This is a genomic window from Streptomyces sp. NPDC046122 (assembly GCF_056429965.1).
In genome coordinates this window covers 543671-559183 of sequence record NZ_JBWKLQ010000002.1, presented here as the reverse complement: position 1 = coordinate 559183, position 15513 = coordinate 543671, and the positions used below count along the sequence as shown (strand labels likewise).

Sequence of the window (15513 nt, the reverse complement as noted above, 5' to 3'; positions counted from 1 at the left end):
GGGGGCCTAAAATTTGACGGTGAACTCCACCCTCCCCACCGCGGAAGCCCTGCGCGGCGCGCTCGCCGGACTTCTGGACGGGCTGCCGCCCAAGCAGGCCGCGCAGGCCGTCGAGCGGCTGATCGCGAACTACCGGGGCGAAACCCCCACCGGCGCCCCCGTGCTCCGCGACCGTTCCGACGTCGCCGCGTACGCCGCGTACCGGATGCCCGCGACCTTCGAGGCCGTACGTTCCGCGCTCGCAGCGCTGCGCGACGCCGCCCCGGAGTGGACCCCGGCGACGCACACGGACCTCGGCGGCGGGACCGGCGCCGCGACCTGGGCGGTCGCGGAGGCGTGGAGGGAGAAGGCGGCCAGTACGGTCGTCGACTGGGCGGAGCCCGCGCTCGCCCTCGGCCGCGAGCTGGCCGAGGCCAGCGGTTCCCCCGCCCTCGGCGCCGCGAGGTGGCAGCGCTCCCGTATCGGATCGGCGCTCCGGATCGAGAGCACCGATCTCGTCACCGTCTCGTACGTGCTGAAGGAACTGACCCCGGCCGACCGCGTCGCCCTCGTGGCCGAGGCCGCCCGCGCCGCGCAGGCCGTCGTGATCGTCGAACCCGGCACCCCCGACGGCTACCTCCGCGTCATCGAGGCCCGGCAGCAGCTGATCGACGCCGGTCTGAGCGTCGCCGCGCCCTGCCCGCACAGCGGCGCCTGCCCCATCGAGCCCGGCGCCGACTGGTGCCACTTCTCGGCGCGGGTCAGCCGCTCCTCCCTGCACCGCCAGGTCAAGGGAGGATCGCTCCCGTACGAGGACGAGAAGTTCAGCTACGTGGCCGCCGTCCGCGCCGGGTTGCCCGCCGAACCGGCCGGCAACCGCGTGATCCGCAGGCCGCAGATCCGCAAGGGCATGGTCCTGCTGGAACTGTGCGCGAAGCCGGAGGAACTCACCCGCGAGACGGTCACCAAGAAGCGCCACGGCGACCTCTACCGCGCGGCCCGCGACGTCGACTGGGGCGACGCCTGGCCGCCGCCCCAGCCGCCCGCCTCCTAGCCGCGCGGCTCGCCGCGCAGTTCCTGCGTGCAGCACTTCACGCTGCCGCCGCCCTTCAGCAGCTCCCCGAGGTCCATCCCGACCGGCTCGAACCCCCGCGCCCGCAGCGGCGCGAAGAGCCCCAGCGCGGCCTGCGGCAGCAGCACGTGCCGCCCGTCGCTCACCGCGTTGAGCCCGAGCGCCGCCGCGTCCGCCTCCTCCGCGACGATCGCGTCGGGGAAGAGCCGGGCGAGGACGGCCCGGCTGCCGGGGGAGAAGGCGCCGGGGTAGTACATGACCTCGTCGCCACGGTCGTCGAGGACGGCCAGCGCGGTGTCCAGGTGGTAGTAGCGCGGGTCGACGAGGTCCAGGCCGATGACGGGACGGCCGAAGAACTCCTGCGCCTCGTCGTGCGACAGCGGGCTGGAGCGGAATCCGCGCCCGGCGAGGATCCACGACGAGGTGACGGCGAAGTCGCCCTCGCCCTCGTTGATGTGCGCGGGCTCGTGGATCTCGGTGAAGCCGTGGGCGCGGAACCACTCCACGTGCGCCTGCGCCTCCAGGGCCCGTTCCGCGTACGCGAACCGGGCGCCCAGTACCCGCCCGTCGACGACGGTGGCGCCGTTCGCGGCATACACCATGTCGGGCAGGCCGGGGCGGGGGGTGAGGAGTTCGACGGTGTGTCCGAGACTCCGGTAGCGGTCGCGCAGGTCCTCCCACTGGGCGAGCGCCAGCGGCAGGTCGACCGGCTTTCCGGGGTCCATCCACGGGTTGATGGAGTACGTCACCCTGAAGTGCTCCGGGGGGCACATCAGGTAGCGGCGGGGCGAGGCGTCACGAGGCAATGAGGGCTCCTCACGAGCGGCGTGGGGGCACAGAGTGTGCGTGAGGCCATGGTCCGCCGAACCGTCCCGCCGCGCAGTGAACCGATCGGGTGGTTCCCGACTGGTCAGCTCGCGTACATCCGGCGGACCGGGCCCCGTACCGTCCCGCCGGAACTTCTCCGGCCGGGGCGGGGACCCATCCGGACCCATCCGGCGAGACGTGACGTCTCGCCCCACTGCTAGATTGGGTCCATGGCCGAGACCCGCACCCCCAAGCCCGGCGGCAGGACCCCCGACACCGCGCGCCGCAGCGAGCGCTCCCGCCGCGCGATCTACGCGGCGGCCCTCTCCCTCGTGGGCGAGGTGGGCTACCCGAAGACGACGATCGAGGGCATCGCCGCCCGCGCCGGCGTCGGCAAGCAGACGATCTACCGCTGGTGGCCCTCGAAGGCCGCCGTCCTGCTCGAAGCCTTCATCGACCTCGGCGAACAGGCCGCGGAGGCGGCCGACTCCGACAGCGGCTCGTACGGGATCCCGGACACCGGCGACCTCGCGGCCGACCTGAAGACGGTCCTGCGCGCCACCGTCGACGAACTCGTCGACCCCGTGTACGAGGCCCCCACCCGCGCCCTCACCGCCGCGGGCATCGTCGACCCGACTCTGGGGGCCGAGTTCGTCGAGAAGCTGCTCGAACCCTCGCTCCAGCTGTACGTGAAGCGGCTGCGCGCCGCGCAGGAGGCCGGCGACGTACGCGCCGGAATCGATCCGCGCGTCGCGCTCGAACTGCTCGTCGCCCCGCTCGCCCACCGCTGGCTGCTGCGCACCCTCCCGCTGACGCACGCGTACGCCGACGCCGTCGTCGACTGCGCGCTGGGCGGCCTGACGCCGCGCTGAGCCCCGCCGCGCGCCGGACGCCGCCCCGGGGTGAGTTCGCTCACGGAGTTCGCCGTACGTTCACCGCGAGGCCACTTATCGGGGCAAAGGCGCCAATCGCACCGCCACTGTGATATCAGCCCGTGTACCCCGGATGGGGAGTGCGGCCACCCGAGGCGCAGGATGGTGGCAGCATGGACAGCACAACGCTGAGGTGAGGGGTTGAATGGGCGCCGATTTCGGCCGCTATCGCGGCACAGAGAGCAGGCAGACAGTGGAAAGCAGACTTCCCCAGTGGCTGCGCCGCCGCCCGAAGGCCACCGACGCCGACGACCTGGCCGAGGGCCGTGAGGCCCTGCTCCTGGCCGCCGCCGCCGCGGGCCTTCCCCTGGCCCCGGCCGCGTACCCCGCCGGATACCGGTGTTCGTGCGAACGCGTCGGGTGTCCCACCCCCGCCCGGCACCCCGTGTCGTTCGCCTGGCAGACCCAGTCGACCACCGACGCCGCGCAGATCAAGCGCTGGGCCGAGGGCCAGCCGCAGGCCAACTTCATCACCGCGACCGGCATGGTCCACGACGTGCTCGACGTACCGCTCGAGGCGGGCCGCAACGCGCTGGAGCGGCTGCTCGAAGCCGGGGTCGACGTCGGCCCGGTGGCCGAGTTCGGCGCCGGCAACGGCGACGCGCGCCTGCTCTTCTTCACCGCCACCCGGGGCACCCCGGACGACGAGGACGAGTGGTGGCCGTGCGAGCTGGACTGCCACCCCGAGACCATGGACGAGCACCCGGGACTGCGCTGGCACTGCCGGGGCAGCTACGTCCTCGTACCGCCGGCGCGGCTCCCCGGTGACCACGCGGTGAGCTGGGTCCGCGGCCTCGAACACCCGCTGCCCGACCCGCTGACCCTCCTGGAGACGCTGACCGACGCCTGCGCGCGGTACGTCGGCGAGGACGACCCGGACGACCACCACGCGGTGGCCTGGCCGCTGGGGCGCTGAGCCGCCGGGCAGGCGCGGCGGCTCACGACCCCTGGGCGGCCGTGAGTCCCTGAATGCGGGCGAGCACGGTCACCCGCGGCGCGTCCTTGCCCGCGCCGGCCGACGTGCCCGCCGTGTCCTTCGCCGGCACCTGCACGACCTGGCTGGAGACCCGCTCCTTGGTGAGCTTCGTCTTCGCGGTGCCGGTCATCAGCGCCCGCACGTCGGCGTTGAGATCCAGCCGGACCCCCTGGGCGACGGTCTGCTGCTCGAACTGGCGGGTGGCGAAGAACACCGTCGCCCCGCCGTCCGCGGTGACCAGCCCCAGCGGAGCGAACGCCCCCGTGTCCAGCGCCTGGTCGCGGTACTGGACCGTACGCCCGATCTGCCGCGCCGCCTTCTGGCGCGCCTGGCGCACGGCGGAGGTGTGCGGCCCCGGCGCGAAGTTCTCCGGCTTGCCGTCCTGCATGTACGACGCGTACTGCACGCTCAGATCCTTCGGCGGCACCACGAGTCCGGGCGCGTCCGGCGCCACCGGCTCGGCCCAGCCGTCCGCGTCCTTCTTGAACGTGGGCATCTCGTTGGGCGTCAGCACCGACAGGTGCGAGACCTCCCACAGCTGATCGGCTCCGCCGCGTACGAACACCAGCAGCCAGCGCGTGTCGAGCCGCCCGGTGTCCTTGTCGCGGTTGCTGTCGGTGTCCGCGACGAACCACCGCGGCCAGCCGGCCTTCTTGGGGATGGAGAACTTCGCGTCCGTCAGCTCCAGCGGATCGTGCCGGGGATTGCCGTTCGGGCTCTGCACCTGGCGCGCCTTGAGGCCGGCCTGGTTGATCGCGCCCAGCGCGCCGGTGACCCGGCCCGCGTCGAGGGCCGGGTCGTACGCCTTGTCCGCCTTGTTGTACGCGGCCGTGAAGTCCTTCAGGGCCCGCGCGGCCTCAGACTTCGTCGCTGCCGGTACGACCTCCAGCTCGCCGTGCACCGTCACGCATCCGCTCGCCGTCAACGACAGTGCCGTCGCCGTCGCGAGACCCGTTACCAGCCGCCTCAGCCTGCTCATGCGCTGCCTTCTGTGTCTTCGTCCCCACCGACTTCCGGAACCCTACCGGGGACGGCGAAAGCGCGAGCGCGGGGATCAGGTACAGCGGCCGCACCGTGACCTGGAGGACAGTCCGATCGGCCGGACGTCGCAGGTGGAGGGCGCCGCGGACCGGGTGCTTCAATGCCGGGATGAACGAACTCGACGTACTCCGCGTCTTCTGCGGTCCCGGCGGACACCACGGCGCCGCCGTCGGCGTCGTGCGCGACGGGCGTACGTATCCCGACGCGGCGTCCCGGCAGGCCCTCGCCGCCGAACTCGGCTTCGGCGAGACCGTGTTCGTCGACGATCCCGAGCGCGGTGTCGTCGGCATCCACTCGCCCGGCCGGGGCCTGCCCTTCGCCGGGCATGCCCTGGTCGGCGCCGCGTGGCTGCTCGACCTGGAAGTCGTCAACCCGCCCGCCGGAGAGGTGTGGGCCCGCCACGACGGCGAGTTCACGTGGATCACGGCGCGCGCCGAATGGGCCCCGCCGCGCCGCCTCCAGCAGTACGCCTCGGCCGCCGAGGTCGACGCGCTGCCCGCGCCGCCCGGCGAGGGCCGGCTGTACGCCTGGGCCTGGGAGGACGAGGCGGCGGGCCGGGTGCGCGCCCGCGCGTTGGCGCGCCGCGACGACGGCGTCGCGGAGGACGAGGCGACCGGCGCCGCCGCGCTCCTGCTCACCGCCGCCCTGGGCCGCGCCCTGAACATCACGCAGGGACGCGGCTCCCAGATCCTGACCGCGCCGGGTCCCGACGCCACGATCGAGGTCGGCGGCCGCGTCCGCTTCGCGGCGCAGGCGCCCGTACCGGCCCGGGAGTTCAGGCGCTGAGCGGGAACTGGCCGCCCAGTTCGCGGAAGACCGCCCCGTTGAAGTCGAAGGCGCGCTTGCACTCGTCGATGATGCGCTGCTTCTCCAGGTCGTCCGCGTTCACCCGGTCCAGGAGCTCGCGGTAACCCCGCTTGAAGGCGGCCGGGTTGGGGATGGCCTCGAAGACGTAGAAGCGCACGCCGTCCCCCTTGCGCGCGAAGCCCCACGTCCGCTCCGCCTTGTCGCGGATGATCTGGCCGCCCGACAGGTCGCCGAGGTAGCGCGTGTAGTGGTGCGCCACGTACCCGGCCGGCCAGTCGCGCGCACACGCGGCGATGCGGGCGGCGTACGCGGCGGTCGCGGGCAGCGGCTCGGCCCCGGCCCGCCAGTCCGCGCCGCGCAGGTGCGCCAGGTCGCGCTCCAGCTCGGGGGCGCGCATCAGCTCCGGCTGGACGAACGGGCCCGCGACCGGGTCGTCCGAGAGGGACTCCGCCGCGTCCTCCAGTGCCCGGTACACAAACCAGAGCTGCTCCGTGTAGCGCGCGTACGCGTCCACGGGGAGCTTCCCGCCGAGCAGGTCGCTCATGAAGGTGGAGGTCTCCGCCTCGGTGTGCTGCGCGTGCGAGGCCACACGGATCAGCGTCGAGAAGGGAGTCGCGGCGTCAGTGGCGGTTGCGTCCAAGGCGGGCCTCCGGGGACCGATGGGGACGGGAAAGGAAGGGCCTGCGGTGGCGGCACGCGCAGCCGCCACCGCCCATCCTCATGCTTAGGCATACCTAAGTCAATGTGTTCCCGACGTCCTGTCGGTAAAAACGCTACGCCCTCACCGGGTTCACGGCAGAGTGAGGATCTCCGCCCCGGTCTCCGTGACGACCAGCGTGTGCTCGAACTGCGCGGTGCGCTTGCGGTCCTTGGTCACGACCGTCCAGCCGTCCTCCCACATGTCGTACTCGTGGGTGCCCAGCGTCAGCATCGGCTCGATGGTGAACGTCATGCCGGGCTGCATCACCGTCGTGGCGTGCGGGCTGTCGTAGTGCGGAACGATCAGACCGGAGTGGAACGACGAGTTGATGCCGTGGCCCGTGAAGTCCCGCACCACGCCGTAGCCGAAGCGCTTGGCGTACGACTCGATGACCCGTCCGATGACGTTGATCTGGCGCCCGGGCCTGACCGCCTTGATGGCGCGGGCGAGCGACTCGCGGGTGCGCTCGACGAGCAGCCGCGACTCCTCGTCGACATCACCGCACAGGTACGTCGCGTTGTTGTCGCCGTGCACACCGTTGATGTACGCCGTCACGTCGAGGTTCACGATGTCGCCGTCGCGCAGCACCGTGGAGTCCGGGATGCCGTGGCAGATGACCTCGTTGACGGAGCTGCACAGCGACTTCGGGTAACCGCGGTATCCGAGGGTAGAGGGATAAGCGCCATGGTCGATCATGAAGTCGTGCGCCACGCGGTCCAGCTCGTCCGTGGTCACACCGGGCGCGATGTGCTTGGCGGCCTCCTCCATCGCCTGCGCGGCGATGCGGCCCGCGACGCGCATGCGCTCGATGGTGTCGGAATCCTGGATCTCCGGGCCGGTGTACGGCGTCGGCGCCGGTTTCCCGACGTACTCGGGACGCCGGATGTTGCCGGGAACGGAACGGGCGGGAGAGAGCTCCCCTGGTACGAGCAGCGACTGGCCAGACATGCAAGCGAGTGTATCCAGCCGCCATCGGGCAGCATGGCGGCAGAGGAAGGAGCCGACGATGGCCCTGTTCAAGAAGCGCACCGCCGGAAAGCCGGGCGAATGGTTCTACTGCCTGGAGCACAAGAAGGTCGAAGAGGGACCGGAATGCCCGGCCAAGGACCGTTTCGGCCCCTACGCCACGCGTCAGCAGGCGCAACACGCGATGGAGACCGCGGCCGAGCGCAACCTGGAGTGGGAGACGGACCCGAAGTGGCACGACAAGGACGGCGCGCGACCGGACGGCGAAGGCACCTGACCCGCGCCGCCTAGCCCACCGTCCCGGCCGCCGCCGCGTCCTTCCGGTCCCGGCGGCGCCGGGCGTCCGCGTCCGTCTCGCAGTCGTACGACATGAGGCGCGGCAGCGCCGCGGCGAGCACGGCGACGGAGACCACGCAGGCCACGCCGCCGCTCCAGATCGCGGGGCGGGTCCCCGACCAGCCCGCCAACGCGCCGGACCGCACCTGTCCGAGCTGCGGTCCGACGCTGTAGGACAGCACCTCTATGCCCGCGAGCCGGCCGCGCAGCTCCTCGGGGACGGTCTGGTTCCAGATGGTCGACCGGCCGAGCCCGCTGAGCATGTCGCCCGCCCCGGCGAACACCAGGCACACGAGCACGGCCCACACGCTGCCGAACCACCCGGCGGCGGCGATCGCGAGTCCCCAGCCCGCCGCGCCGAACACGACCAGTTGCCCGTGCCGCCTCACGCGCGAGGTCCAGCCGCTGGTCAGGCCGACGAGCACCGCTCCGACGGACCCGGCGGCGTACATCAGACCGAGAGCCCACTCGGCGTCGAGGTCGTCCGCGAGGAACGGGAAGACCGCGTTCGGGAACGCGAAGAACATCGCGGCCAGGTCGACCGCGTACGTCCCCAGCAGCACCGGCCGGCTCCACGCGTACCGCGCGCCCTCCGCGATGCCGCGCAGGGAGGGCCTGGGGGCGTCGTGCGACGCCGGAGCGGCCCTCAGGCGCGCGCACAGGGCGACCGACACCGCGAACCCGGCGACCGTGACGCCGTACGCCGTCGCATGCCCCGCGTAGGCGACGACCACGCCCGCGACCGCGGGGCCGGCGATCGCACCGGTCTGCCAGCGCAGCGAGTTCAGCGCCGCGGCGGCGGTGAGCTGGTCGTGCGGCACGATGCGCGCCATGAGGGAGTCCAGCGCGGGGCGCTGGAGCCCGGCGAGGGCGGCGACACCGGCGGCGACGACGTAGAGCGGCCAGAGCAACGGCTCCGGCAGCAGCGCGTTGACGAGCAGCAGCCCGGCCAGCACCCCCAGGCCGGCCTCGCTCAGCAGGATGACCTTGCGCCGGTCGGCGAAGTCCGCCAGCGCGCCGCCGTACAGCCCGAACACGACCAGCGGCACCAGCTCCACCGCGCCCATCGCGCCGACGGCGAGCGGCGAGTCGGTGAGGTCCTTGATCTGCAGAGGCAGCGCGATCATGGCCATGAAGCTGCCGAAGTACGTGACGAGACCCTGCACGAACAGCAGGCGGAAGTCGCGCGAGGAGCGCCAGGGGGCGAGGTCCGGCAGTACCGCCGCAAGCTTCGGGGACACGAGCGTCCATGCTCGGCGCGGCCGCCCCGCCGGGCAACCGGTTTACGCGCGCCCGGCCGACGGCCTCGCGCGTCTGGGGCGCGGGGGCTCCCGGCCCCTACCACCGCCCCGGCGGCGGCGCCGTCAGCTGGTCGGCCAGGTGGGAGAGGCGGTCCCGCAGCCGCTGCCGCCCCCGGGGGGCCGGCACGCTGTTCTCGCCCGCCGCCGCACTCACCAGGTGCTGCACCGTGTCCAGGTCCACGTCCCCGCCCGCCGGCACGGACAACGCCTCGTGCGCCAGCCCCCGGATCTCCCGGTCCCCGCCGTCCAGCGACAGCACGGTCGCCCCGGCCCGCCGCGCGTCGTGCACCCGCTCCAGCAGTCCCGCCCCGGGCCGCTCCGGCGCCACGACGAGCAGCGTCTCGCCCCGGCCCGCCGCCTCGACCCTGCCGAGGCCGACCGACAGGTGCGCCGGCTCCCCGGGCCGCACCCGGTGGCGTACCAGGGTGGGATTGAGTTCCGGGAGCCCGGACCACGCCGCCTCGTCCACGAGGTGCGCCGCCAAGTGCCACGGCTCGTACGCCTCGGTCCCCACCAGCAGCAGCCCGCCGCCCTGCGGCACGACGGAAGAGCGCAGCGCCCCGGCGAACCGCCGGGAGGCCGGCAGCCACTGCGTCCCGTCGAGGACTTCGCGCAGCAGGGCGACACGTACGGCATCCATGCGGCGGCATCCTGCCGCACCTCCGGCGCGCGCCGGCGGTGAATGCCTCGGTCTCACCCGTACGAGCGTGCTACCTGCAAGTAGGGTCGGCCCATGACTTCGACTGACAGCACCCCCGCCGGCCCCGTCGGCGCGCAGAAGCCCGCAGCCAAGGATCCCTGGGACCTGCCGGACGTGTCCGGCCTCGTCGTCGGCGTGCTCGGCGGGACGGGCGACCAGGGGCGCGGGCTCGCGTACCGGCTGGCCCGGGCCGGCCAGAAGGTGATCATCGGATCCCGCGCCGCCGAGCGCGCGCGGAGCGCCGCCGACGAGTTGGGCCTCGGCGTCGAGGGCGCGGACAACGCCCAGTGCGCGCGGCGCAGCGACATCGTGATCGTCGCCGTGCCGTGGGAGGGCCACGCCAAGACGCTCGAAGCGCTGCGCGAGGAGCTCGCCGGCAAGCTCGTCGTCGACTGCGTCAACCCGCTCGGATTCGACAAGAAGGGCGCGTACGCCCTGAAGCCGGAGGAGGGCAGCGCCGCCGAACAGGCCGCCGCCCTGCTGCCGGACTCGCGGGTCACGGCCGCGTTCCACCACCTGTCGGCCGTCCTCCTCCAGGACGAGGCGATCGAGGAGATCGACACCGACGTGATGGTGCTGGGGGAGGCCCGCGCCGACACCGACGTCGTGCAGGCACTCGCGGCCCGCATCCCCGGCATGCGCGGCGTCTTCGCGGGCCGGCTGCGGGGCGCCCACCAGGTGGAGTCCCTGGTCGCGAACCTGATCTCGGTGAACCGCCGCTACAAGGCCCACGCCGGCCTGCGCCTGACCGACGTGTAGGAGCGGGCGTACAGCGGATGCCGGGGCATGGTGGACACTGGACGGAAAGCTTTTCCCCCCGACAGGAGCCGCCCCCCATGCCCCGCCTCGCTCTGTACGCCCTCCTCGTCTGCCTCCTCGCCGTGGCCGCGGCGGTGGTGTCCTTCGTCCAGGGCAGCTGGCTCGGCGTCGTGTGGATCCTGCTGGCCGGAGTCGCCTCGAACATGGCCTGGTACTACGTGCGCAGGGCGAAGGCCGACCGCGGCGCCCCGGTCAGGGGCTGACCCGGGAGGGGTCGGGGTCGCCGTCCCAGAACCGGTAGTACGAGAGTCCCGTCCGCCAGTCGTCGACCCCCAGGCCCCGCAGCACGGCGTCGACCGTGTCGAAGAAGAGCCCGCCGACCTCGGGGATCCACAGCACGGCGAAGACCAGCAGCAGCCCGAACGGCGCGAGCGGCTCGACCTGGCGGCGGACCCGGTGCGAGAGCCAGGGCTCGATCACGCCGTAGCCGTCCAGGCCCGGCACCGGCAGGAAGTTCAGGATCGCGGCCGTGACCTGGAGCAGTGCGACGAATCCCAGCGCGTACAGGAACGGGTCCGGCACGCCGTCCGTCGCGCCGAGCCAGAACGGCGCCGTGCACACCGCCGCGAACAGCACGTTCGTGAGCGGACCCGCCGCCGAGATGAGGCTGTGCTTCCAGCGCCCCCGGACGCGGCCCCGCTCGATGAAGACCGCGCCGCCAGGCAGGCCGATGCCGCCCATGATCACGAAGAGCACCGGCAGCACGATGCTGAGCAGCGGATGGGTGTACTTGAGCGGATTGAGGGTCAGATAGCCCTTCGCGCCGACGGAGATGTCGCCGCCGTGGAGCGCGGTGCGGGCGTGCGCGTACTCGTGCAGACACAGCGAGACGATCCACGCGGACGTGACGAAGAGGAAGACGGCGAAGCCCGTGCTCGCCGAGAACTCCGTCCACACCGCCCAGCCGGAAACCGCCATGGCGGCGACGATCCCGAGGAAGACGGGACTGATCCGCCGGTCGCGACGGGTGAGGGCGGTGGTCATGAGGGGGATCTCCAGAGGCAGGGGCGGGCCGGGCAGCAGGACTGCCTACTGCCTACCCGGCGGGACTGTGAAAACGTCTCGCGCGGCCCCGGTGGTTCCGGCGAAGCTGCATGCATGGCGTTCTGGCGAATCATGTACGACGGCTGGCAGATGGAGTGCTGCGGGGAGCCGTTCCCGGTGGGCGACGAGGTGCGGTGGCGGCTGTCCCTGCGGGATGCGGAGGACTTACCGCCCGGCTGGCAGGACAGCCTGAGCGAGCTGGAACCGGCGGACGGCGGCCTGGTGAGCGGCCCGGGCGTCACCGCGCTGTACGGCCGGGAGCGCCCCGCCCGCCCGCTCGTCGGACTCCTCGCCGTCGAGACGCACGGACCGGGCCCGAACGACGTGCCCGAGACCGTGGGCACGGTCCGCTCCCTCCACATCGTCGTCGAGGGGTACACCGGGACGTCGCTCTCGTACGAGCCGGTGCCGGTAGAGCGGTGGCTGCGGCCCGTCGAGACCTGCCCGAAAGGGTTCGGCGAGGAGACTTGGCCGGCCCGCGAGGGGCGCGGCCAGCGCCGCATCGAAACCGGCGTCCTGATCGGCCTGGAGACGCCGCCCGGCGGCGGCCCCGCGTCCGCACGTCCCGGAGAATAGACCCGTGCGCTATCGCATCCTCGGCCCCACCCAGGCACTTCGCGACGACGGAAGCCCCGTCGCCGTCGGCGGAGCGCGCCTGCGCGCCCTGCTGACGGTCCTGGCGCTGCGGCCGGGGCGCACGGTCACGGCGGGCGCCCTGACCGACGAGGTGTGGAACGGCGACCCGCCGGCCGACACGACCGGCGCCCTCCAGGCCCTGGTCGGCCGCTTGCGCCGAGCCCTGGGCCACGCCGCGATCGCCTCCGCCGACGGCGGCTACCGGCTGTGCGCCGACCCGGAGGACATCGACCTGTACCGCTTCGAACGGTTGGCGGGGGAGGGCGCGCGGGCGCTGGAGGCCGGTGATCCGGGCAAGGCGGCGGAGTTGCTCGGCGAGGCGCTGGAGCTGTGGCAGGGCCCGGCGCTGGCCGGCCTGCCCGACCGTACGGCGGAAGCGGCCCGGTGGGAGGCCCGGCGCCTGGCGGCCCGCCGCGCCCGGCTGTCCGCGCTGCTGGCCCTCGGGCGGGCGGAGGAGACCCTGCCGGAACTCGCGGCGCTCTGCGACGACCATCCGATCGACGAACCGCTCCAGCTCCTGCGCCTGCGCGCCCTGCGCGACACGGGCCGTACGGCACAGGCGCTGGTGGCGTACGACGCACTCCGCCGCGACCTGGCCCACCGCCTGGGCGCGGACCCCTCCCCACGCCTCCAGGCCCTCCACGCCGCCCTCCTGTCACCCTCCAAGGCCGCCGCAGGCTCGACGGTGGCGGGAGGAGGCGTGCGGGGGCGCTCCCCGCAGGGTGTCGAACGCAACCACGCCGCAGGGTCCGCAGTGGTGCCGGAGCGGTCGGCGCCCGAGGAGACGCCCCGGCACGTCACCGCCCCCAAGGCCCCGGCACAGCAAGGGCAAGGCACCGCTGAAGCCACCCGGCAGACCCAAGCCGCCGCAAGCCCCCCGCACGGCAACCTCCGGGCCCGCCTCACCTCCTTCGTAGGCCGCGAGAACGACATCGAGGCCATCACCGCCGACCTGGCGAGCGCCCGCCTCGTCACCCTGCTGGGCCCCGGCGGCGCCGGCAAGACCCGGCTCTCGCAGGAGGCGGCCGAAGCGGCCGAGGCCGCGAACGCCGCCTGGCGGGACGGCACCTGGCTGGCGGAACTCGCCCCCGTGGAAGACCCCGACACCGTCCCCGAGGCCGTGCTCGTCGCGCTGGGCGCACGCGAGACCGTGCTGCGCGGCGCCGGCGCCGAGGAGCTGCGGGCCGCGGACCGGCACGGCGACGACCCGCTCGTACGTCTCGTCGAGCACTGCGCCCGCCGCCGCATGCTGATCCTGCTCGACAACTGCGAGCACGTGATCGACGCCGCCGCCCGCCTCGCCGAGGAACTGCTGGCCCGCTGTCCCGGCGTGACCGTACTCGCCACCAGCCGCGAACCGCTCGGCGTCCCCGGCGAGGTCGTCCGGCCCGTGGAACCGCTGCCCGACCCCATGGCCCTGCGCCTCCTGGCCGACCGCGGCGCGGCCGCCCGCCCCGGCTTCCGCATCGAGGACGACCCGGACGCCGCCGCGGAGATCTGCCGCCGCCTCGACGGCATGCCGCTGGCCATCGAACTGGCCGCCGCCCGCCTGCGGGTGCTGACCTCGCGTCAGATCGCGGACCGCCTCGACGACCGGTTCCGGCTCCTGACCGGCGGCAGCCGCACCGTGCTGCCGCGCCAGCAGACACTGCGGGCGGTCGTCGACTGGTCGTGGGACCTGCTGGACGAGGAGGAGCGCGCGGCCCTGCGCGCCCTGTCCGTCTTCGCCGGCGGCTGCGACCTGCCCGCCGCGGAAGCGGTGGTCGGCCCCGGCGCGCTGGACCTGCTCGGCTCGCTGGTCGACAAGTCGCTGGTGGTCGCGGCCCCTTCGGGCGACGGCGCCATGCGCTACCGCCTGCTGGAGACCGTGGGCGAGTACGCCGCCGAGCGCCTCGACGAGGCGGGGGAGCGCACCGCCGCCGAACACCGCCACCTCGTCCACTTCCGCGAGGTCGCCCGCCGCATGGAACCCCTGCTGCGCGGGCGCGAACAGCTGGCGTGCTTCAGCCGCCTGGAGGTCGAGTACGAGAACCTGCGCACCGCCCTGCGCCGTGCCGTCGCCGCCCGCGACGAGCACGAGGCGCTCTGCCTCGTCCACTCGCTGGCCTGGTACTGGACGATCCGCGGTCTGCGCGGCGACGCCCGCCACTGGTCGCGCGCCGCAGCCGAGCTGGGCCCCGACCCCTTCGCCCCGCCGGCCGCTCCCGCGCCCGCCCTGTACGAGCGGTGCACGGACGCGCCGCCGCCCATGTCTCCCGAGCAACTGCTGGAGGCCAGAAGGGGCGCCTGGCTCATCCACCTGTCGAGCATGAACCACGAACTCGACCAGTGGACCGGCGAGGAGGCGACGGCCTGGCTGCGCAGCGTCGTCGACGTCTACCGGCCCGGCCTGCCGCAGACCTGCCGCGTCCCGGGGACGCTGTGGTTCTACGCCGTCATGCTGACCGGCACGCCGGGACAGCTGCACGAGGTCGTCGACGAGACCGTGCGCGCCTGCCGGGAGTACGGCTACGTCTGGGAGCTGGCCATGGCGCTGCAGCTACGGGCCAACCTGCTGGCGAACCGGACCGAGTGGGCGGGCGACGCGAGCCGCGACGCCGACGAGAGCCTGGAGATCTTCGCCCGGCTCGGCGACGCCTGGGGGGAGGCCGAGGCCCTCGCCGCGCGCGCCGAGTCCCGTGAGCGCAAGGGCGAGTTCGCCCTCGCCGCCGAGGACTACCACGCGGCGATCGGCCGGGCGGTGGGCCTCGGCGCGCAGACCCAGGTGATGCTGCTGCGCACCCGGCTTGCGGGCGTACTGGTGGAGTCGGGCGACGGCGAGGTGGCCGAGCCGATGCTGCGCGCCATCCTCGCCAAGGTCGAACACCAGGGGCACGAGTCGGAGCCCGCCGCCCGCCTGTTCCTCGCGATGTGGCTCGGCCGCACCGGCCGCACCGGCGAGGGCCGGGAGCACATGGAGCTGATGCGCCGCTCCTTCAACCAGTCCAACCTCGCCATCTTCGAGGGCTTCGTCATCGGCGTCCTCGCCTGGATGGACAACCTGGACGGCCGGTACGACGAGGCGCTCGACCGGGCCCGGCACGCCCTGGAGTGGGCGCGCGAGCCGCTGGCCCGCATGGTCGCCCCGCAGATGCCGGCGGTCCACCTGATGACGGCGGCCCGCGCCCTGGCCGGTCAGGGCGGCCACGACCGGGCCCGGGACGCCGCGCGGCTGCTCGGCGGATACCGGGCGCTGCTGCCGCGCGGTCACTACTCCACCAGCCAGGAGCGCGAGTCGGTGGCGGACGCCGAGGCGGCGGCCCGTGCCGTGCTGGGCGACGCCGCGTTCGAGGCGGCGTACGCCGAGGGCGACGGCCTGACGCTGGAGCAGGCCGTCGCCCTCCTCGACCGCTGAGGC

General features: G+C 73.6%; 16 protein-coding genes. 9 read left to right on the top strand and 7 right to left on the bottom strand.

What is annotated here, in order from left to right:
* The first annotated feature begins 19 nt into the window (after positions 1 to 19).
* The gene (locus AC07FK_RS07370; protein ID WP_479103358.1) at positions 20 to 1033 is read left to right on the top strand and encodes a small ribosomal subunit Rsm22 family protein; all 1014 of its coding nucleotides are present in this window, start codon (positions 20 to 22) and stop codon (positions 1031 to 1033) included.
* Here AC07FK_RS07370 and ddaH read toward each other — a convergent pair.
* Positions 1030 to 1890: a dimethylargininase gene (gene ddaH, locus AC07FK_RS07365; protein ID WP_479103930.1), complete on the bottom strand. Its 861-nt coding sequence runs from the start codon at positions 1888 to 1890 to the stop codon at positions 1030 to 1032. The two genes, AC07FK_RS07370 and ddaH, sit on opposite strands and share 4 nt — an antisense overlap.
* 198 nt (positions 1891 to 2088) lie before the next feature.
* On the opposite strand from ddaH, the gene AC07FK_RS07360 reads away from it, so the two are divergent.
* Positions 2089 to 2730 carry a TetR/AcrR family transcriptional regulator gene (locus tag AC07FK_RS07360; protein ID WP_479103356.1) on the top strand — a complete coding sequence of 214 codons (642 nt, stop codon included), beginning with the start codon at positions 2089 to 2091 and terminating at the stop codon, positions 2728 to 2730.
* Positions 2731 to 2935: 205 nt separating this feature from the next.
* Positions 2936 to 3706, top strand: a complete 771-nt coding sequence (locus tag AC07FK_RS07355) for a bifunctional DNA primase/polymerase (RefSeq protein WP_479103354.1) — start codon at positions 2936 to 2938, stop codon at positions 3704 to 3706.
* Positions 3707 to 3728: 22 nt separating this feature from the next.
* Here AC07FK_RS07355 and AC07FK_RS07350 read toward each other — a convergent pair whose 3' ends face one another.
* On the bottom strand, positions 3729 to 4745 hold the full coding sequence (locus AC07FK_RS07350; RefSeq protein ID WP_479103352.1) for an SCO2278 family lipoprotein: 1017 nt from the start codon (positions 4743 to 4745) through the stop codon (positions 3729 to 3731).
* A 170-nt stretch (positions 4746 to 4915) separates the two neighbouring features.
* Here AC07FK_RS07350 and AC07FK_RS07345 point away from each other — a divergent pair, with 170 nt between their 5' ends.
* Positions 4916 to 5593 carry a PhzF family phenazine biosynthesis protein gene (locus AC07FK_RS07345; RefSeq protein ID WP_479103350.1) on the top strand — a complete coding sequence of 226 codons (678 nt, stop codon included), beginning with the start codon at positions 4916 to 4918 and terminating at the stop codon, positions 5591 to 5593.
* Here the strand turns inward: AC07FK_RS07345 and AC07FK_RS07340 are convergent.
* Both AC07FK_RS07340 and map read right to left on the bottom strand, forming a co-directional pair.
* Positions 5583 to 6254: a biliverdin-producing heme oxygenase gene (locus AC07FK_RS07340; RefSeq protein ID WP_479103349.1), complete on the bottom strand. Its 672-nt coding sequence runs from the start codon at positions 6252 to 6254 to the stop codon at positions 5583 to 5585. The genes AC07FK_RS07345 and AC07FK_RS07340 overlap by 11 nt on opposite strands.
* Before the next feature lie 150 nt (positions 6255 to 6404).
* A complete protein-coding gene (gene map / locus AC07FK_RS07335; RefSeq protein ID WP_479103348.1) occupies positions 6405 to 7262 on the bottom strand; it encodes a type I methionyl aminopeptidase in 858 nt (285 codons plus the stop codon).
* A gap of 58 nt (positions 7263 to 7320) precedes the next feature.
* Here map and AC07FK_RS07330 point away from each other — a divergent pair, with 58 nt between their 5' ends.
* Entirely contained in the window at positions 7321 to 7557 is a 237-nt protein-coding gene (locus tag AC07FK_RS07330; protein WP_479103347.1) for a hypothetical protein, read from the top strand.
* A 10-nt stretch (positions 7558 to 7567) separates the two neighbouring features.
* On the opposite strand, the gene AC07FK_RS07325 is transcribed toward AC07FK_RS07330, so the two are convergent.
* Both AC07FK_RS07325 and AC07FK_RS07320 read right to left on the bottom strand, forming a co-directional pair.
* Positions 7568 to 8857, bottom strand: coding sequence for an MFS transporter (locus AC07FK_RS07325; protein WP_479103345.1), 1290 nt, complete (start codon positions 8855 to 8857; stop codon positions 7568 to 7570).
* 97 nt (positions 8858 to 8954) lie between these two features.
* Positions 8955 to 9557, bottom strand: a complete 603-nt coding sequence (locus AC07FK_RS07320; RefSeq protein WP_479103343.1) for a hypothetical protein — start codon at positions 9555 to 9557, stop codon at positions 8955 to 8957.
* Positions 9558 to 9650: 93 nt separating this feature from the next.
* Here AC07FK_RS07320 and npdG point away from each other — a divergent pair, with 93 nt between their 5' ends.
* On the top strand, positions 9651 to 10376 hold the full coding sequence (npdG, locus tag AC07FK_RS07315) for an NADPH-dependent F420 reductase (protein WP_479103341.1): 726 nt from the start codon (positions 9651 to 9653) through the stop codon (positions 10374 to 10376).
* Between the two features lie 17 nt (positions 10377 to 10393).
* On the top strand, positions 10394 to 10639 hold the full coding sequence (locus tag AC07FK_RS07310) for a hypothetical protein (protein ID WP_479103339.1): 246 nt from the start codon (positions 10394 to 10396) through the stop codon (positions 10637 to 10639).
* On the opposite strand, the gene AC07FK_RS07305 is transcribed toward AC07FK_RS07310, so the two are convergent.
* A complete protein-coding gene (locus AC07FK_RS07305) occupies positions 10629 to 11420 on the bottom strand; it encodes a site-2 protease family protein (protein WP_479103338.1) in 792 nt (263 codons plus the stop codon). The two genes, AC07FK_RS07310 and AC07FK_RS07305, sit on opposite strands and share 11 nt — an antisense overlap.
* 114 nt (positions 11421 to 11534) lie before the next feature.
* Between AC07FK_RS07305 and AC07FK_RS07300 the strand changes: the two genes are divergently transcribed.
* Both AC07FK_RS07300 and AC07FK_RS07295 read left to right on the top strand, forming a co-directional pair.
* Positions 11535 to 12056: a DUF6578 domain-containing protein gene (locus tag AC07FK_RS07300; RefSeq protein WP_479103336.1), complete on the top strand. Its 522-nt coding sequence runs from the start codon at positions 11535 to 11537 to the stop codon at positions 12054 to 12056.
* A gap of 4 nt (positions 12057 to 12060) precedes the next feature.
* The gene (locus tag AC07FK_RS07295; protein WP_479103334.1) at positions 12061 to 15510 is read left to right on the top strand and encodes an AfsR/SARP family transcriptional regulator; all 3450 of its coding nucleotides are present in this window, start codon (positions 12061 to 12063) and stop codon (positions 15508 to 15510) included.
* Positions 15511 to 15513 lie beyond the last annotated feature (3 nt).